Source organism: Nocardia jiangxiensis NBRC 101359, from assembly GCF_000308615.1.
GTDB classification, from domain to species: Bacteria; Actinomycetota; Actinomycetes; order Mycobacteriales; family Mycobacteriaceae; genus Nocardia; species Nocardia jiangxiensis.
In genome coordinates, this window is the sequence record NZ_BAGB01000003.1 from 1 (window position 1) to 19,431 (window position 19,431).

Annotated in this window: 10 protein-coding genes; 8 read left to right on the forward strand and 2 right to left on the reverse strand. The window is 67.1% G+C overall.

Going from position 1 to position 19,431, the window contains the following annotated elements; translation table 11 throughout:
• The first annotated feature begins 66 nt into the window (after window positions 1-66).
• The 7 genes from ON40_RS00865 to ON40_RS00895 all read left to right on the forward strand — a co-directional run bounded on the left by ON40_RS00865 (window position 67) and on the right by ON40_RS00895 (window position 13,352).
• Complete coding sequence (locus tag ON40_RS00865; protein ID WP_083895320.1) at window positions 67-1,962, forward strand: alpha/beta hydrolase-fold protein; 1,896 nt, start codon at window positions 67-69, stop codon at window positions 1,960-1,962.
• 364 nt (window positions 1,963-2,326) lie between these two features.
• Window positions 2,327-2,860 (forward strand): DUF732 domain-containing protein, encoded by a 534-nt coding sequence (locus ON40_RS00870; protein WP_051192479.1) that lies wholly within the window; start codon window positions 2,327-2,329, stop codon window positions 2,858-2,860.
• Between the two features lie 29 nt (window positions 2,861-2,889).
• A complete protein-coding gene (locus ON40_RS00875; RefSeq protein WP_051192501.1) occupies window positions 2,890-3,855 on the forward strand; it encodes a cutinase family protein in 966 nt (321 codons plus the stop codon).
• A 168-nt stretch (window positions 3,856-4,023) separates the two neighbouring features.
• Window positions 4,024-4,434, forward strand: a complete 411-nt coding sequence (locus ON40_RS00880; protein WP_157186149.1) for a hypothetical protein — start codon at window positions 4,024-4,026, stop codon at window positions 4,432-4,434.
• A 143-nt stretch (window positions 4,435-4,577) separates the two neighbouring features.
• Window positions 4,578-6,500 carry a long-chain-fatty-acid--AMP ligase FadD32 gene (fadD32, locus tag ON40_RS00885; protein WP_040817296.1) on the forward strand — a complete coding sequence of 641 codons (1,923 nt, stop codon included), beginning with the start codon at window positions 4,578-4,580 and terminating at the stop codon, window positions 6,498-6,500.
• Window positions 6,501-6,567: 67 nt separating this feature from the next.
• On the forward strand, window positions 6,568-11,811 hold the full coding sequence (pks13, locus tag ON40_RS00890; protein ID WP_083895321.1) for a polyketide synthase Pks13: 5,244 nt from the start codon (window positions 6,568-6,570) through the stop codon (window positions 11,809-11,811).
• Window positions 11,808-13,352, forward strand: a complete 1,545-nt coding sequence (locus ON40_RS00895) for an acyl-CoA carboxylase subunit beta (RefSeq protein ID WP_040817297.1) — start codon at window positions 11,808-11,810, stop codon at window positions 13,350-13,352. Before pks13 ends, ON40_RS00895 begins: the two co-directional genes overlap by 4 nt.
• A 49-nt stretch (window positions 13,353-13,401) precedes the next feature.
• On the opposite strand, the gene ON40_RS49475 is transcribed toward ON40_RS00895, so the two are convergent.
• Window positions 13,402-15,585, reverse strand: coding sequence for a class I SAM-dependent methyltransferase (locus ON40_RS49475; protein WP_083895322.1), 2,184 nt, complete (start codon window positions 15,583-15,585; stop codon window positions 13,402-13,404).
• A 175-nt stretch (window positions 15,586-15,760) separates the two neighbouring features.
• Here ON40_RS49475 and ON40_RS00905 point away from each other — a divergent pair, with 175 nt between their 5' ends.
• The gene (locus ON40_RS00905; protein WP_040817300.1) at window positions 15,761-15,961 is read left to right on the forward strand and encodes a DUF5988 family protein; all 201 of its coding nucleotides are present in this window, start codon (window positions 15,761-15,763) and stop codon (window positions 15,959-15,961) included.
• Window positions 15,962-16,013: 52 nt separating this feature from the next.
• Here ON40_RS00905 and ON40_RS00910 read toward each other — a convergent pair whose 3' ends face one another.
• On the reverse strand, window positions 16,014-19,385 hold the full coding sequence (locus tag ON40_RS00910) for an arabinosyltransferase domain-containing protein (protein ID WP_040817302.1): 3,372 nt from the start codon (window positions 19,383-19,385) through the stop codon (window positions 16,014-16,016).
• Between the last annotated feature and the right edge of the window lie 46 nt (window positions 19,386-19,431).

The following is a 19,431-nucleotide window of genomic DNA, read 5'->3' on the forward strand; positions in this document are numbered from 1 at the left end:
CCTGCTCCCGCCCCGGCTGCCCCTGCCGCGCCTCCACCAGCGCCCGGGGCGACACCGGCGGCGGGCGTGCAGCCCGCGGCTCCTGCCCCGGCCGCGCCACAGCCCGCCGCGCCGCAGGCCGCGCCTGCGCAGCCTCCCGCTCCGGCTCCCGCACCGCAGGCTGCGCAACCGGCTCCCGCGCCGCAGGCGGCGCAACCGGCTCCTGCACCACAGGCCAAGCCCGCGCCCGCGCCGGCCCCGCTGCTGGGTGGGGCGAGCGTGCAGAAGGTGGTGTGGTTGACGAGCCGGTGGGTTTCGTTGTGGATCAATTCGCCGTCGATGGCAACGCCGGTCCAGGTGCAGCTGCTGTTGCCGCGCGATTGGTACACCCACCCGGACATGCGTTTCCCGCAGCTGATCATGCTCGACGGTCTGCGCGCGACCGACGATTTCAGCGGCTGGACCCACGACGCCGGTGCGATCGACTTCTACGCCGACAAGGATGCACTGGTCGTACTGCCGATCGGCGGTCAATCCAGCTTCTACTCCGACTGGGCGCGCCAGGACAACGGCAAGAACTATCAGTGGGAGACATTCCTGACCAAGGAACTGTCCCCCGTCCTCGAGAACCAGTGGCGAGCCACGGCGGTGCGCGGCGTCGAGGGTCTGTCGATGGGCGGCACCGCCGCGATGTTCCTGGCTGGGCGCAATCCGAACTGGGTGAAGTACGCGGCCTCGTATTCGGGCTTCCTGACCACCACGACGCTGGGCATGCCGCAGGCGATCATGTTCGCGATGCGCGATGCGGGCGGCTTCGACGCGAACGACATGTGGGGTCCGCCGACCAGCTCGGAATGGGCCGCACACGATCCCGCCGGTCTCGCCGAGAAGTTGAAGGGAATCAGCCTGTACGTCTCGGCGGGCGCGGGCACCACCGGCACCTTCGACTCGCCGTCCGGCGTCGCGCCGGGGGTCAGCACGAATGTCACCGGGATGGGCCTCGAGATCCTGTCCCGCCTGACCACTCAGAACTTCGTCAGCAAGCTGAACAAACTGGCGATCCCGGTGACCACGGAATATCGCCCCTCGGGCACGCACTCGTGGCCGTACTGGGATTTCGAGATGCGACAGTCCTGGCCGCAGGCCGCACAAGCGCTCGGCCTGCAGGCCGACGCCCCCGCCTGCAACTCCGGCGGCGCGATCGCGGGCGCGGCGAAGATCGGCTCCTGGCTCGGCTCGTGCACCACCGGCGAATACCAGGTGGCCGGTGGCAGCGCGCAGGACTTCCACGGCGGCCAGGTGTTCTGGTCCCCGTCCGCCGGTGCGCATCCGGTGGCCGGTGCGATCAGCGGCACCTATCAGGCGACCGCGGGACCCGCTGGGCCACTGGGACTTCCGGTCTCCGACGAACGCCCGCTGCCCGACGGCCACGGACGTTTCCAGAGCTTCGGCAACGGCGTGATCTATTGGACTCCGCAGACCGGAGCCCAGGTGGTGCGCGGGGCGATCCTGGAGGCGTGGGGCAAACAGGGATCCGAGCGCGGCCCGGCCGGATATCCGACGGGACCGGAGACCAGGACGCCGAACCGGGACGGTGTGGTGCAGGGCTTCCAGAACGGCCCGATGTACTTCAGCGCCAAGACCGGAGCCCATCGGGTGGTCGGGCTGATCCTGGGCAAGTACGCGCAGCTCGGTTTCGAGAACAGCTTCCTGGGCTTCCCGATCGCCGAGGAACAGCCGGTCGCCAACGCCGGTCGGATCAGCCGCTTCGAGGGCGGCAACATCTACTGGAGCCCGCTCTCGGGCGCGTGGGCGGTACGCAACGGACCGATCATGGACGCCTGGGGCCGGCAGGGCTTCGAGCACGGCAAGCTCGGCTACCCGATCAGCGACGAGTTCCCGGTCCCCGGCGGCGTACAGCAGAACTTCCAAACCGGCTTCATCGTTTTTCACAACGGGAAGCCGGAAATCCACGGGCTGTGATATTTGGCCTCCGCTTCGCTCCGGCGGGTGCTGTGTCTTTGGCCTCCGCTTCGCTCCGGCGGGTGCTGTGTCTTTGGCCTCCGCTTCGCTCCGGCGGGTTCGCGGCCCCCTGAGTCTCGCCGGTCGGCCCCGTGTCGGGTACTCGTTCCTCGCACCCGCCACGCGTCCGACCGGCGAGACGGGCCGCGAACCTTGCGGCTGGCGTTGTCCGGGGTTGGCGGAACGAGGTGTCCGGCCGCGAACCTCGAGGTTGTCCGGCCGCGAACCTCGCTGTTGGCGGGCCGTGGACGGTGGGGGTTCTTCGTGGATGCGGCTAGCCTGGACGGCGACCTTCTGCCCTGACCCAGATCGAGGATACGAATTCATGCTTCGGACCAGTGGAAAGGCTGCCGGCCTCGCCGGACGCGGTGCGGCCGCGGGTGCGGCCGTCGCGATCGCCTCCGTCCTGTTGCTCACCGGCTGTGGCGGCAACGACTCGACCGCATCGAGCACGCCGACGCTGAAGACCTCGACCACCACGGCTGCGGCGACCACCACGACGTCCGCGCCCAGCATCGCCGACAGCACCACGAATGCTGCCCCCACGACCACCACGAACGAGCCGCCACCGGCCGCCGTGACGCCGACGCTGGCCACCCCGAAGATCACCGCGAAGGATCAGGCGTTCCTGGACGCGCTCAAGGCGCGCGGGGTCACGGTGTCCTCCCCGGACATCCCGCTGGCCGTGGCCAACTACATCTGCCAGGCGAAGAAGAGCAACGTGTCACCGCAGGAGATCCAGACCTACGTGAACGCGATGGCCGGCCAGGATCCTTCCTATGATCCGAACAAGATGCCGATCGCTCAGCTCGGCCAGACCTATGTCGATGTAGCCAACCAGACGTACTGCAACAAGTGACGCCGCGACGTTCGGGATACGGCAGGGGCGTGCGCGGACGGCGACGCCGGGGTGCGGGATGTCTGACGGTGCTCGCGGTTCTCGCGGTGATCGTCGTCATCGTGATTCTGCTGTGGTACATGCTGGCCGGGTGTTCGCACGTGCCCGTGCCGACGCCGCCGGGAACGACCAAGAAGCCGACCTCGCAATCGGCTTCCTGTCCGGATGTGCAGTTGCTGGCGATTCCGGGCACCTGGGAGTCCAGCAGCAACGACGATCCGCACAATCCGACCGCGAATCCGGCGTCACTGATGCTGAACGTCACCAAACCGGTGCAGCAGCAGTTCGCGGGCAGCCGCCTGGACGTCTACACCGTCCCGTACGTCGCGCAGTTCTCCAACCCGATCGCCTTCCCGCCGGACGGTCAGGCCTCGTACAACGTCAGCCGGTCCGAGGGCACCTCGCGGGCGGTGGCCGAGCTGACCACGATGTACCAGAAATGCCCCTTGACCACCTATGTGATCGCCGGTTTCTCGCAGGGCGCAGTGATCGCCGGTGATATCGCGGCCGATATCGGCGCGGACAAGGGCCCGGTTCCGGCCGATCAGGTGCTCGGGGTGATGCTCATCGCCGACGGCCGCCGCGAGCCGGGACCCGGACAGGCGATCGAGGTCGGCCCGGTGCCGACGGGCGTGGGCGCGGAGGTCACCCTGAAGGGGCTGAGCGTGCCGGGCATCAGCATGACCGGGGCCCGTGCGGGATTCGGCAAGGTGGCCGACCGCACCTACACCATCTGCGCGAAGGGCGATCTGATCTGCGATGCGCCGAATCAGGCGCTGACGCCGGCCAACATGATCCCGAGTGCGTTGACGCTGGTCCGCGCGGCCGGGAATCCGATCCACAGCCTGTACAACTCGTTCGTGGTCGATGCGAGCGAGCGCACCACCGCGACGCAGTGGACCGCGGGCTGGGCCGAGGGTCTGGTCAAGGGTGCGCCGTATCCGAAGCACTCGTGAGCGGGTTCGTGAGGTCCTCATCGGGAGTCCTCGCAGGGAGTACCCGGCGAGAACCCCTCGGTTCGCCTCATAGGCTGTAAAGTGCACCTCTGATCGCGACGCCGGAGCCGGTTCCATCGGGACCGACCGGCGTCGCACCGATTTCCGCAGGGTCAGGAGCATGGGTTCATGACACAAGTCGCTGCACCGGCCGGTCGTACGACCGCGCCGGGCACGCCGCCGCGGGTGCTCCCCGTGACGGCAGGCGAGGGCAATCAGCACCGCGGCGATGTGGACGCGTTCACCGAACGTGTCCCGCGCATCGGCGCCCGTCTCTCGCCGACTGTGGTGATCGGCACATCCGGTGAGATCAGTGGAGATATCCGTAACGTGTTTCGGGACGGGTCGATGTTCTATAGTGGAGCGTTTCCGACCCGGACGGATGTCCTCGTGCCGGAGATTTCGTCGTCACGGGGTGGCGACATCGTGACAGTAGAGCGGAATCGGGCCACGGGGTGTGGTCCGCAACAGGTTGGGTCCGCTGAGCTGACTGCCACGGTGCCCGCTCTGTACCATGTCTCTGGTTTTGAATACATCTAACCGATAGGCGGTCACCGCGCAGACCGCCGACAAAGCTGCAGGCAGGCTCTTGCACGAAGAGCGGCCGCGGGCGTAAGAGAGTCGGGGCCTCACAGGTATCAGCGGCCATGGCGCCGTGCTGCGTGTGCCTCGGAGGAGAAGGAATGACGGACGAGACTTTCGACGACTACCTGGACGAAACCGGGAACATCAGAATTCCCGAGGGTCGTACCCTGGTCGACTACGTCGAGAAGCACACCCGCAATGACGCGAACACTCTTGCTTATCGATACATCGACTACTCACGTGAGCGCGACGGTGAGTACCAGGACCTGACCTGGAAGGAATTCGGTGTCCGGCTGCGCGCGGTGGCCGCGCGCCTGCAGCAGGTGAGCAAGCCGGGCGATCGAGTGGCGATTCTGGCGCCGCAGGGTCTGGACTATGTGATCTCCTTCTTCGCCGCGATTTACGCGGGCTGCATCTCGGTGCCGCTGTTCGATCCGGACGAGCCCGGTCACACCGACCGGTTGCATGCGGTGCTGGCCGACAGCGAGCCCTCGGCGATCCTGACGGCGAGCTCCTCCGCCGCCGGCGTGCGCCAGCTCTTCCGTGCCCTGCCCGCCGCGCAACGTCCCCGCATCATCGCCGTGGACGCCGTGCCCGATGCCCTCGGCGACAAATGGGTCGTTCCCGAGGTCGACGTCGACGATATCGCGTACCTGCAGTACACCTCGGGATCGACGCGCACTCCGGCCGGTGTGGAGATCACCCACCGCGCGGTGGGCACGAACCTGCTGCAGATGGTCAACGCGATCAATCTGGACTGGAATTCGCGCGGGGTCACCTGGCTGCCGCTGTTCCACGACATGGGCCTGCTCTGCGTGATCCTGCCCGCGATCGGCGGCAAGTACATCACCATCATGTCCCCGAGCGCTTTCGTGCGGCGTCCGTACCGGTGGATCAAGGAACTGGCCGCGGTCTCCGACGGTGCGGGCACCTTCGCCGCGGCGCCGAACTTCGCGTTCGAGCACGCCGCCGCGCGGGGTCTGCCGCGCAACGGCGAGACGCTGGACCTGTCGAACGTCATCGGGTTGATCAACGGCAGTGAGCCGGTGACGACCTCGTCGATGAAGAAGTTCAACGAGGCGTTCGCGCCGTACGGCCTGCCCAAGACGGCCATCAAGCCCTGCTACGGCATGGCCGAGGCGACGTTGTTCGTCTCCGCGACGCGGCACGAGGACGAGGCGAAGGTCATCTACGTCGACCGCGACGAGCTCAACGGCGGTCGCGTGGTCAAGGTCGAGCAGGGCACGCCCAACGCGATCCCGCAGGTCAGCTGCGGTTATATCGCGTTGTCGCAGTGGGCGGCGATCGTCGACGGCGACTCCATCGACAGCGCCGAGGGCGCGCGCGAGCTGCCCGAGGGCCGGGTCGGTGAGATCTGGTTGCACGGCGACAACATCGGCATCGGGTACTGGGGTCGGGACGAGGAGACCCGCAAGACCTTCAAGAACCAGCTGACGCACCGGCAGCCCGAGGGCTCGCACGCCGAGGGTTCGCCGCAGGACGGTATCTGGCTGCGCACCGGCGACTACGGCGTGTACATCGATGGCGAGCTGTACATCACCGGCCGCGTGAAGGACCTGGTGATCGTCGACGGCCGCAACCACTACCCGCAGGATCTGGAGTACTCGGCGCAGGAGGCCAGCAACGCGCTGCGCCCCGGTTTCATCGCCGCCTTCTCGGTGCCCGCGAATCAGCTGCCGGCCGAGGTGTTCGAGGCGGGCAGCCATTCGGGTCTGCAGTTCGACCCCGAGGACTCCTCCGAACAGCTGGTGGTCGTGGCCGAGCGCGGACCGGGTGCGGGTAAGGCCGATCCGCTGCCGATCGCCGATGCGGTACGCGGTGCGATCTCGCAGCGCCACGGTGTTACCGTTCGCGACGTACTGTTGGTTCCGGCGGGTTCGATCCCCCGCACTTCGAGCGGCAAGATCGCCCGCCGCGCCTGCAAGGCCTCGTATCTGGAAGGCACGCTGCGTGGCGGTTACACACAGCAGGCATTCCCCGATGCACCCGATGAAGAGTGACGTGACGGCGATTTCGGCCGTCGTTCCCTGCCCGCGCACCACCCGGACACAGGTAGCTTGAGGATTGATGGCTGATAACGAGGGCACCCAGACGACCGAGACCGCCGCCGCGCACGCGGAGTCTGCCGAAGGCACCGCCGCGGCGTCGAGCGAGAACGCGGAATCGACTGCGGCAGTAGCGAAGACGGGCGATTCGCAGCCCGCCGCGGGCGCCGGGATGTCGGTGGCCGAACTGCGCGAGTGGTTGCAGCGCTGGGTCGCCGATGCGACCGGCCAGCCGATCGAGAGCATCACGGTGGACCGGCCGATGGAGGAGTTCGGCCTGGCCTCGCGCGATGCCATCGCACTCGGCGGCGATGTCGAGGAGCTGACCGGCGTGATGCTGAACGCGACGATCGTGTACCAGCATCCGACGATCGCCTCGCTGGCGGAGCGAATCATCAACGGGGAGCCCGAACTTCCCGAGGAGACCACCGACGATTCCTTCTACACCGCCGGATATCAGTCGGGCGCGGCGCACGATATCGCGATCGTGGGCCTGTCCACCCGGCTGCCGGGTGCGGGCGAAACCCCCGAGTCGACGTGGGAATTCCTGATCGGCGGCGGCGATGCCATCCGGGATCTGCCGCCGGGCCGGTGGTCGGAGTTCACCGCCGATCCGGAGGTCGCCGAGGCCGTGGCCGCGGCCAACACCCTGGGTGGTTATCTGGACCAGGACGTCGTCAAGGGCTTCGACGCCGAGTTCTTCGCGATGTCGCCGGTCGAGGTGGCGCGGGTGGATCCGCAGCAGCGGCTGATGCTGGAACTGACCTGGGAAGCGTTGGAGCACGCCAGGATTCCCGCGAGCGGGCTGAAGGGCGAGTCGGTCGGCGTGTACGTCGGCAGCTCGACCAACGACTTCCAGCTGCTCGCGGTGCTGGGCGCCGGCAATTCCGATCCGGATGCGCCCGCCTCGGCCGACGCCTACGCGATCACGGGTAGTTCCTCGGCGATCATCTCCAACCGCGTCTCGTACTTCTACGACTTCCGCGGCCCGTCGGTCGCGGTCGACACCGCGTGCTCCTCGGCGCTGGTCGCGGTGCATCAGGCCGTGCGCGATCTGCGCTCGGGCGATGCCGACCTGGCCCTCGCGGGCGGGGTGAACATGCTGCTCGCGCCCGCGGGCTCGCTGGGTTTCGACGCCATCGGGGCGTTCGCGAAGGACGGCCACATCAAGGCGTTCTCCGCCGACGCCGACGGCATGATCCGGTCCGAGGGCGCCGGTCTGGTGGTGCTCAAGCGGCTCGCGGACGCCGAACGCGACGGTGACACCATCCACGCGGTGATCAAGGGCACCGCGATCAACAACGACGGCCGGTCCAACGGCCTGCTCGCGCCCAATCCCGAGGCGCAGGCCGATGTGCTGCGCCGCGCCTACCGCGACGCCGGAATCGCGCCCTCCACAGTCGATTACATCGAGGCGCACGGCACCGGCACCCTGATCGGCGATCCGATCGAGGCGAGTGCGCTGGGCCGCATCGTGGGTCGCGGACGCGACGAGGACAAGCCCGCGCTGCTCGGCTCGGCCAAGACCAACTTCGGTCACCTGGAGTCCGGCGCGGGTGCGGCGAGCCTGGCCAAGGTGATCATGTCGTTGCAGCACAACGTCATTCCGCCGAACATCCGGTTCGCGGGCCCGAACCCGTACATCCAGTTCGACGAAGCGCATCTGAAGATCGTCGACGCGCCGACCGAATTCCCGCGCTACAGCGGCACCGCCACGATCGGCGTGTCCGGCTTCGGATTCGGCGGCACCAACGCGCACGTCGTGATCCAGGAATACGTGCCCGCGACCGCCGAGGCGCAGGCCCCGGAGGCAAGCGGCACAACGGATCCGGACGCCGAGACCACCGATATCGTCGCCGACGCCGAGGCCATCCTGGACCGGACCGACGGGAGTGCCGAATCCGATGCGCCGGAATGGACCGCGGAGCGCACCGAGCCGCTGCCGGTGATCCTGCCGGTCTCGGCCTATCTGCCCTCGCGTCGTCGCCATGCCGCGCAGCAGCTGGCCGACTGGCTGGAATCCGATGCGGCACAGGATGTTCCGCTCGCCGATGTGGCACGGTCGCTGGCCAAGCGCAACCACGGCCGCTCGCGCGGCGTCGTCGTGGCGACCACCCGCGAGGAGGCCGTCGCCGGTCTGCGCGCCCTGGCCACGGGCAAGCCGGGGCAGGGTGTGTTCACCGCCGACGCGCCCGCCGCGAAGGGTGCGATGTGGGTGCTGTCGGGCTTCGGCTCGCACCATCGCAAGATGGGTAAGCAGCTGTACCTGGAGAATTCGATCTTCTCCCGCACCATCGACGAGGTCGACGAACTGGTGCAGGACGAGGCCGGATACTCGGTGCGCGAGATGATGCTCGACGATGCGCAGGACTGGGATATCGGCACCTCGCAGGTCGGCGTGTTCGCCATCCAGCTGGGTATCGCCGCGCTGCTGCGCGCGCACGGCGCCGAGCCCTCGGCCATCGTCGGACATTCCCAGGGTGAGGCGGCCGGTTCGTATCTGTCCGGCGGCCTGCCGCTCGAGGATGCGGTCCGGGTGATCTGCGCGCGTTCGCGGCTGATGAAGGAGGGCGACGAGATGTTGCCCGACTCCGACATCCGCAACATGGCGCTGTTGGAGTACAGCGCCGAGGACGTCGACGCGCTGCTGCCGGAATTCCCGGATATCGAGGTGGCCGTGTACGCCGCGCCCACCAACACCGTGATCGGCGGCCCGCCGGATCAGGTGCACGCGATCGTCGCGCGGGCCGAGGCCGAGGGCAAATTCGCCCGCGTCCTGCAGACCCGCGGCGCGGGGCACACCTCGCAGATGGATCCGCTGCTGGGTGAGCTGGCGGCCGAGCTGGCCGGTATCGAGCCGACCAAGCCGACGGTCGATCTGTATTCGACCGTGCACAAGAGCGTGGTGTACCGCGCCGGTTCGGATCCGGTGCACGACGTCGACTACTGGGTGACCAATATGCGTCACTCGGTGTACTTCACCAATGCGGTGCGCCAGGCCGTGGACGCCGGGATCACCACGTTCCTCGAGCTGGCGCCGAATTCCATTGCGCTGATGCAGGTTCTGGGCACCACCTTCGCCGCCGGAGTGCACAACGCGGCATTGATCGCGACGCTCAAGCGCAAGGAGGACGAGTCCGCGGGCATCATCTCCGCGCTCGCCCAGCTGTACGTGCAGGGACACAAGGTCGATCTGTCCTCGCTGCTGGGCGCCGGTGACTACGCCGACATTCCGCGAACGGCCTTCCTGCGCAAGGAATACTGGCCCAAGGTCAGTCTCCCCACCGGTTCGGGAAGCGGCCGCGCGCCGGGTGCGCATGTCGCGATGCCCGACGGCCGGCACGCCTGGGAGGTGCAGGCCGCGGCCGTGGCCGGACTGCCCGAACTGGTCGCCGCCGCCGCGTCGCAGGTGCTCGCCGACGCCGTTGTCGGTGCGGCCGTGGCACATTCGCCGGTGCCCGCCTCGGGCACGTTGACCACCACGCTGACCCCGCATCCCGGTGGTGCGTCGGTGCAGGTGCATGCCAAGCAGGACAACGCTTTCCGGCTGTTGTTCGAAGCGGTGATCACCTCGTCTTCGGCAGGTGTGGCCCCGGTCGCGACGACTCCGGCTGCCGTGGAAGCCGTTGCGGTGCCGGCTGTTGCCGCCGAGGACGGTCCGGTCGTGCTCGCCGAATTCGGTGAGCGCTGGGATCCGGCCAGCAGTGAGACGGTCGAGGAGCGCCTGGCGATCATCGTCGCGGAATCCATGGGTTACGCCGTGGAGGATCTGCCGATGGAGATCCCGCTGATGGAGCTGGGTCTGGATTCGCTGATGGCCATGCGGATCAAGAACCGCGTCGAATACGAATTCGACATTCCGCAGCTGCAGATCGCGGCGGTGCGCGATGCCAGCCTGCACGAGGTCGGCAAGGTGCTGCACTACGCCATCGAGCACCGCGACGAGATGGTCGCCATGGCGGAGAAGCAGGCCGCCGAGGGCGGAACGCTCGCCGTGGACGACGAATTCGTCGCCGCGGCCCGCGCCGCGGTGGAGGCCGGGCACGATCCGGCCGCGGTGGTGAAGGCCAAGGTCGCCGAGGCCGGGAAGCCTGCCGAAGCCCAAAAGCCCGCTGCGACAACCGAGTCCGGTGAGTTCGAGGCGAAATCCGCGGAGTCGACTCCCGCGGACCTCGCCAAGGCAGCCGAGGCGAACATCCCACCCCGTGACGCCGCCGAACGACTGGCCTACGCCACCTGGGCGACCATCGTCGGCAAGTCCGCGGGCGGGATCTTCGACGCCCTGCCGCAATTGGACGAGTCCACCGCGCAGAAGCTGGCCGAACGGCTCACCGAGCGGCTCGGCTCGGAGGTCACCGCGGCCGACGTGCGCGCCGGCGAGACCATCGAACAGCTCGCGAACATCGTGCGCGAACATCAGGAGGGCGACGTCGACGGTTACGTGCGCACCCTGCGCGCACCCGTCGAGGGCTCGAATGCGTTGCCGGTCTTCGTCTTCCACCCCTCGGGCGGTAATACGCTGGTGTACGAGCCGCTGCTCAAGCGGCTGCCCGACGACACCCCGATGTACGGGTTCGAACGCATCGAGGGTTCGATCGAGGATCGCTCCCGGGAGTACGCGGACAAGATCCGCGCACTGCATCCGGACGGTCCGTACGTGCTGTACGGCTGGTCGTTGGGTGCGGTGTTCGCGCTCGGCGTCGGTCAGGTGATGCGCGCCGCCGGTGACGACGTGCGCCTGGTCGGTCTGATCGATCTCGCGATTCCGGTCGAGCCGGAGGACAACAGCCCGAAGGGCCGTCGTGCGCGCGTCGAGCGGTTCCAGGAGTTCGCCCAGAAGACCTACGGCATCAAGGGCGAACTGGACGACGACATGCTCGACGAGCTGGCCGAGGCCTCCGACGAGGAGCAGTACCAGATCATCATGGAGCTGATGAAGTTCGCCGACGTCAAGATTCCCGGCGGCGTCATCGAACATCAGCGCACCTCGTGGCTGGATGGCCGGGACCTCGAGAAGACCCGTCCGTCGCACTACGACGGCGACACCGTGCTGTACCTCGCCGATCGCTACCACGACGGCATCATCGAGATCGAACCCCGCTACGCGGACCGGCTGCCCAACGGCGGCTGGGACGATTTCATCCCGAGTCTGGAAATCATCCACATCCCGGGGGATCATCTCCAGATCATCGACGAACCACGTATCGCAACGATCGGGGCAGACCTCACCCTGAAACTCGCGGAAATTGCGAAGGGAGCCCAGTGAACACCACGGCGGAGAAGCTTGCCGATCTGCGCAAGAAGCTCGAACTTGCCCAGGAACCGGCCGGCGAAGCCGGTGTGGCCAAGCGCGCCAAGAAGGGGATTCCCTCCGCCCGCGAGCGGATAGACATGTTCCTCGATCCCGGCACCTTCGTCGAGATCGGCGCGCTGATGCGCAACCCGAACGTCAAGGACTCGCTGTACGGCGACGGCGTCGTGGTCGGGCACGGCAAGGTCGAGGGACGTCCGGTGGCGGTGTTCTCGCACGATCAGACCGTGTACGGCGGGTCGGTCGGCGAGATGTTCGGCCGCAAGGTCGGCATGATCATGCAGTACGCGGCCAAGGTCGGCTGCCCGATCGTCGGCATCCAGGACTCCGGCGGCGCGCGCGTGCAGGAGGCCGTGGTCTCGCTGGCCTGGTACGCCAACCTCGCGCTGCTGACCGAGCCGCTGTCCGGCATGGTTCCGCAGATCTCGATCATTCTGGGCAACTGTGCCGGTGGCGCGGTGTACCAGCCGATCAACACCGACGTCGTGGTCGCCACCGAGAGTGCGCACATGTTCGTCACCGGGCCGAAGGTGCTGCGCGAGGTGACCGGCGAGGACATCAGCCTCGAGGAGCTGGGCGGTGCGTACAGCCAGGCCGAGTACGGCAACGTCCACCACATCGCCAAGGACGAGCAGGCGGCCTTCGACTGGGTGCGGCACTACCTGAGCTTCATGCCGTCGAGCTGCCAGGGCGTTCCGCCGGTGATCAATCCGGGGCTCGAGCCGGAGGTCACCGAGACCGATCGGGAACTGGATTCGATCGTGCCGGACTCGGACAACGCCGGGTACGACATGCACGACATTCTGCTGCGCATCTTCGACGACGGTGATTTCCACGAGGTCGGCGGCGCGGCGGCGAAGAACATCATCACCGGATTCGCCCGCGTGGACGGACACGCCGTGGGTGTGGTGGCGAATCAGCCGATGGTGTACGCGGGTTCGCTGGACGCGCGCGCCTCGGACAAGGCCTCGCACTTCGTGCGGATGTGCGACGCGTACGACATTCCGCTGGTGTACGTCGTCGATACGCCCGGGTTCATGCCCGGTGTGGAGCAGGAGAAGATCGGCGTCATCAAGCGCGGCGGCCGGTTGCTGTTCGCGTTCGTCGAGGCCACGGTGCCGAAGGTGACCGTGGTGATCCGCAAGTCCTACGGCGGCGGTTACGCGGCGATGGGGTCCAAGCAACTCGGCGCGGATATCAATCTGGCCTGGCCCACGGCCCGTATCGCGGTCATGGGTGCGGAGAGCGCGGTCAGCCTGATCGGCGGACGGCAGATCGCCGCCGCGCCGGAGGAGCAGCGCGAGGGCATCCGCAAGCAGATGATCGACTTCTACAACGCGACCGTCGCGACCCCCTGGGTGGCGGCCGAACGCGGATACGTCGACGCGGTCATCGAACCTTCCGCGACGCGTCTGGAGATCCGGCGCGCCATGAAGCTGCTGCGCGACAAGAAGCTCATCCGCAACCCGCGCAAGCACCACCTGCTGCCGCTGTAGTAGCCGACGACGCGGGTGCCCGATCACCATCCCGGTGGGCGGGCACCGGTCACGCCTGCGGCGAGGCGTCCTCGCCGGGCGTGTGGGTTATGCGCACCACGACCTGCTCGTTGTCGACGGTGTAACCCTCGTAGACGAATTCGGTGTGCGTGGCGGCCACGTACTCCTTCCAGGCCCGATACTCGTGGTGCTGCCAGCCCGGATAGTTGAAGTACTCGTCGAACACGATGATGCTGCCCCGGCGCAGTCGCGGCCCGACCAATTCGAGCACGGTGCGAGCGGAGCTGTACAGATCGCAATCGATGTGCAGGAAATCCACCGGACCGGGATGTTCGTCCAGAAATTCCGGCAGCACATCGGCGAACAGCCCGACGACGAGTTCCGCACCCGTCACCTCCGGCCATTCCTCGGTGGCGAAAGTGCCCGCCGGAAAGCCGGTCCGCCACGTCTCGGGCAGACCGTGGAACGAATCGAATCCGTATACCCCGCCGTTGCGGTTCGCGGCGATGATCCGCAGCGTTCCGCCGGTGGACACGCCGAATTCCAAGGCCAGACCGTCACCGGTGCACAGCGACAACGCGTACTGCAGGGTGTTGTACGGAGTGTTGAAGACCTGGCCGGTCGTCATTTCGTCGGTCGCCAGGCGGGCGCTGTCCGAGGCCGCCACGGCCTGCGCGGCGAAAGCCAGGTTGCGCCGGTGACGTCGCTCGTAACCGTCGATCGACCACAGCATCTCGTTGGCGGTGGACGTCACGTGATCGCGCAGTTCCTTGGTTATCTCCTCGCGGAGGGAATGCCGTAGCTCGTCGAGTTTCCGGGACCATTCGATCGCCGATTCCTCGTGCGATTCGACGGTCCACCGGGCCGGGCGATCATCGTGGTCGACGACATCGTTCGACGATGCCATCACCTGTTCCGCGAGTTGCCGATATCTGCCCAGGACCGCGTCGTGCCCGAACCCCGCATCCTGCGTGAAGAATGTCAGATGGCTCACCAGCAGTTTCGGGTATATGCAATTCTGTCGGCCGAGATATTCCGGTATCTGAACGGAGAGCATTTGTTCGTCGTCCGCCACGTCGGCGGACATGAAGGACATATCCCTGCCGAGCCAGGAGACGAAGTTGATGCTGATGCGGCCGTTGAACGGGACGGGCCGATCGGGCATCTGCTCGAACAGCTCGCGATTGTCCAGGAAATAATTGTGCAGATCGGTCGCCATCGCGGCGCTGGTCCACAGGAACGGGTGATGGTCGTTCGGGGACGGGGTGACCCGGATCAGGTCCTGCGGCAACACACCCTGCTGTTGCTGGAGGTCCGCGCACGCGCCATTGTTGACGACATTCGCGCTCACCAGGAAATACCGGCGTTCGCGGGCGCGGAATCGGATGAAGTCGGCGAGGTTGTCCAATTGGATGTAGACGATGTCGTCATCGCATTTGAGAAATACCGTGTCGGCGTAGTGCTCGGCCCGGTTCGCGTAGCTCCCCAGCGCCTCGGACCAGCCCGACTCCGAGCGCCCGGCCGTGTGGTAGAGGTATTCGTTGACGTCCTCCCGGTCCGGGAATCGCCATTCACCCGCGGCGCCGAAACCGGTCTTCACATGGATGTCGTACTTGCCCTGCGCCATGTCCATCCGGTGCTCGAATGCCGGGCTTCCGTCGATCGACAGTGTCAGGCCCGACGAGTCCATGGTGAGTTCGATATCGCGGAACAGCACTGCGGAAAGAATTCCGGGCGTTTCCTTCTGGGCGATGACGGGTGGTTCTTCGCTGCGTTCCGCGAACAGGTCCGCGACGTCCATGCGCCGGAGTGCGGTGCGGGTGTTCGCCCATCCCCCGATGATCAATTCATAGGCGGGTGCGGACGGGTAGAAGGGGTGTATCCCGATATGGACATCGCTTCCCGCGCGTACCCGGGCGGAGAATTTTCGAGTGTTCTCGAAATTCGTGTCCACCCGGACCGTGGGGTAATAGACCAGGTCATCCGGAGTGCGCCCGATCACCGGGAATTGCGATTTCAGCCAACTGTCGTCGTCATCGTTCCGGGAGAAGTTCCAGACGTGCCATTCATCGATGATGCCCCGGCGCAATGCTTCTCGCACATAATCGGTCAGCAGTTCCATGCGGTCCCGACGACCGGCGAATGTGAGCATGACCACGGGTTGTCCGTCGACCGGCACGGAGATGTACGCCTTCCCATCGGCACCGCGCGGCCGAGCCGCGTCTGGATTCACCGCAGTCTACCGGAGCGGGGAATGCCTGTAATTTCGTGCGCGAGACTGCGGTTGAGCGCGCAACGCGGATGAGATCGTGCTGAACGGCCATCGTCGGGGTACTGAACGACAGCTGAACGGAGTGTCTTTGCCGGATTCGGCCGGTCCGCCCTCCCGCATGTGAGAGCCTTCAGCTATGGGTAGCGCACCGAAGGCCGTACTAGAAGGCGGGCCCGCCGACCTGCCGCAACGCATCGTTCCGATCACCCCGCCCGGTATCGAACTACGGGTGCAGTTCCACGGCGGCTACGAGCGTTTCAAGGTCACGCCCCGGCACCAGGACACCCCCGAGGGAAACCTCCCCGTCTACCAGTGGTGCGAGCGCATCGAGCCCTGAGGCGAACCGGCGGCAGGCGGCGCGGAACGACCGCGCCGCCTGCCGCTCCGGTTCAGTAGGAGCGCATGCGGCCCGGGGACCACAGACCCGAGCGGGTTGCGGTGCCCGTCGTGATGGCTGCGGGAGTGGCGGCGGGGACGTAGCGGTCGTAGCGCTCGAGCGAACCCCAGTCGCGGGCCCAGTTGTCCTTCAGATACGTGGGAATGGTGGTGGAACTCGCCAGCATCTGGGTGAAGCCGAGCGGACCGCCGTATTCCTCGGCCTGCCAGGTGTCGGTGGAGCTCACCGCGAGCGGGCGGTCCGGCAGGATGCGGTAGTTCGGCATATCCGCCACGCCGTAGCGGTGCAGGAACGGCTGCTGGCAGGGGAACTGCAGGCCGACCGCCCAGTCCTGCAGCACCGGCTGCTTCGGACCCAGGAAGGTGTTGAGCGTCTGCAGTTTCGGCACTCGCGGCGGGGTGAAGGCCAGCCACTGATCGCCGATCAGCACCCGGCGATCCGCGACGATGCGCACCACGTCGGTGTCGGGGGCGAGCTTGTCCAGCGGGACCCGCAGATTGCGCCAGGACGGCGCCGGACCCACGTCGCGCGGCACGTAGCTGCCTTCCGAGAGCACCGTTCCGTCGGCCTGGCGCTTGCCGTATTCGACCACCAGATTCTGGCCGTACTGCATCGCGCCGGTCTGGTCGTAGGACAGGATCCGCCCGGCCGCGGTCACCACGATCAGCGGGGACTGCGCCGAACGCGGGGGCAGCTGATACCAGCTCGAGGTCAGATGCGCCGGAGTCTGCAGACCCTCCTGATAGCTGCCCATGATCGGCGTCTTCGCCGGATCCAACCCGAACGGCAGGGCGACGGTACTGCCGTTGACGCCCGGATGCTGGATCGAACCGCCGCCGGTCCCGGCGTTCTGCCCCTCGGCGAAATTCGCGCCGACCGACTGGCTCGAGGTGTTGCCGGTGCCTGGTTTCACCTCCACCGCATCGGCTTTCAGATCCGAGGGCACGCCGTTGGGCGTGAATCCGGACGGGTCGGCGCCCGCGAGCGGATCACCCTTGGCGGGCGGATTCGTCCGGTCGATGATCGGCTGCAACCGTCCATCGTTCGGATTCGATTCCACCAGAACGTCGTTGGCCAGACCGCAGGAATTACCGCCCACCGCATCGAAATTCGAGCGAGCCAGCGAGAACGCCGGATACTGCGAGTACGCGCCCTTGGCCAGCGAGAGCACCTCGAACAGCACCATCGCCGCGGCGATGACCGTCAGCGGGATCGCGGCGAATTTACGAATCCGCCTGCCGCGCACGGTTTTCGCGGAGTCGAGCGGTTTTGCGTAGCCCTCGCGCAACGCCTGCCAGCCCACCAGGATCACCGCCAGGCCGAACAACACCAGGATCACGGTGTTCGACTTGATGCCGTGCAGCACCACCATCTTGTCGAACCACGGCACGCCGTAACTCGACACGTACCAGTAGCCGTTGATGCCCGAGAACGACACGGCCAGCGTGAACAGCAGCGCCGCAAGGAATATCGAGCGGTTCTTGCGTGAGCGCAGCGCCGTCGCCGACACCGCCACCGCGGTCACCGCCGCGAGTGATCCGGCGATACCGGCATACGCGCCGAAGTGGTGCGTCCACTTGGTCGGGTTGAACATCATCAGGAAGATCGTCCCGAACACCACGCCCAGCAGCCGCCACGTCGGGGCGCTCGCGATGCCCGCCACCCGGCGCCGGCGCAGCAGCACCAGCATCGTGGTGAACAGGCACAGGATCATCACCAGGAAGGCGAAGCGGCGCGACACCGAGCCGTCCACGGTCTCCACGAACAGGTAGTAGTACCGCAGATAGTCCTCGTACCAGGCCAGATTCGGTCCGGTCTGCTGTCGCAGCCGGTCGGCTTCCTGGATTCCGGCGAAGGTCTGATCGCTGTAGACCACCGTCAGCACCAGGAATCCGGCCGCGGCTATCGGCGCCAGCAGCGGCAGCGTCGAACCGAGGAACGACCGATCCCACCGATTGCGGCCCGATTCGGCCAGAACGCGCCTGCGGCGCACCACGATTCGCACCAGCGGGCGGATTCCGGCCAGCAGTGCGGCGATGCAGTTCAATCCGGTCGGCGCGGCGGCCAGGGTGAACGCGGCGGCCAGCACCGCGATCGCGGCGGGCATCAGGCGTCCGGTCGCGATGGCGCGTTCGATGGACACCCAGGTCAGCAGAACGCCCAGGGCGACAATGGGTTCCGAGCGCAGGCCGTTGTTGTACGGCAGCCAGAAGGCCAGGAACACCAGCCCGCCGGTCCACAACGCGACGCGGGAGTTACGCACCCCGCGGCCCAGTCGCGGCACCACCTCGCGGCTGATCACCATCCAACAGGCGATGGCGCAGAGCGTCGCGGGGATGCGGACCCAGGGGCTGGCCGTGGAGATGTGGGCGAACGCCTGGATGACGTCGTAGTACCAGCCGAACGGCGCCTCGGGCACCCCGTACCAGCGGAAATAGTTCGCCAGATAGCCCGCGTGCGGTGCGACGCGCACCATGGTCAGGATGTAGCCGTCGTCGGAGGTGTTCGCCCCGATGAAATGCCACACCACCAGCGCGCCGATCACCGCGCCGTCCGCCCAGGTGGGCTTCAACCAGTGCCGCGGGAAGATCCGGCGATGGCCGCGCGCGTCGCCGGAATCCAGCCGGGCCAGCGCGCCCAGGGCGATCAGCGTGCACAGCAGCGCCGCGATCGAGGCCGCCAGTTTGGTCAGCGTCGGGGTGGATGTGAAGCGGGAGTCGACGGTCATGTGGAAGGACAGCCCCGCCGGGACGGCTCCCTTCAGATCGGAGAACACGCCCACGACCTGCGGTCGCAGATCGCCCGCCTGGGTGCCCTCGACCGGCACGGTCGCCTTCGTGGTCGCCCCGTTCGGGCCCGGCTGATCCACCTGCGTGGTCAGGCCCCCGAACGCGGCATACGTGTGACCGATATCCGAGACGATGTGGATCGTGCTGCAACCGCGCAGTTCGGAGCGCTTGGCCGAGGCCACGATGGCATTGCGGTTCACCACGTCGATGGTGTCCGGGGTCACCCGGACGAACAGTGCCTCGAGTGCGGCGCGATCGCCCTGCGCCGGGGCGGTGTTGAGCACCATCGCGCCGGTCGGCAGCTTCGTCACCGCCGAACACGGAATACTCGCCTCCAGATCCACCGGGACCTGCGACATCAGCGGCGCCTCGACGTTGCCGAGCGTGCCGTTCTGCGGCCAGTTCACCTCGGAGGTGGTCTGGTTCACCGGCAGGAACGGCGTCGCGATCGCGAACAGCGCGCCCAGGATGCCGGCGATCAGGGCGATCAGGCGCGCTGTGCGGAAGTCTCGGGACGCCGCGCGAGTAGCGGCGGGGGTCGGGTCTGTCAAGACAGCAGTAGCAGCGTCGGGCACCGGCTGATCGTAGCTGTGATTCCAGTCTCCGTTTCGCTACGGCTGG

Excerpts from the sequence above, each read along its gene's own strand:
- fadD32 (WP_040817296.1), top strand. The coding sequence starts at position 4,578 with ATGACGGACGAGACTTTCGACGACTACCTGGACGAAACCGGGAACATC.
- ON40_RS00880 (WP_157186149.1), top strand. The coding sequence starts at position 4,024 with ATGACACAAGTCGCTGCACCGGCCGGTCGTACGACCGCGCCGGGCACG.
- ON40_RS00870 (WP_051192479.1), top strand. The coding sequence starts at position 2,327 with ATGCTTCGGACCAGTGGAAAGGCTGCCGGCCTCGCCGGACGCGGTGCG.
- ON40_RS00905 (WP_040817300.1), top strand. The coding sequence starts at position 15,761 with ATGGGTAGCGCACCGAAGGCCGTACTAGAAGGCGGGCCCGCCGACCTG.
- pks13 (WP_083895321.1), top strand. The coding sequence starts at position 6,568 with ATGGCTGATAACGAGGGCACCCAGACGACCGAGACCGCCGCCGCGCAC.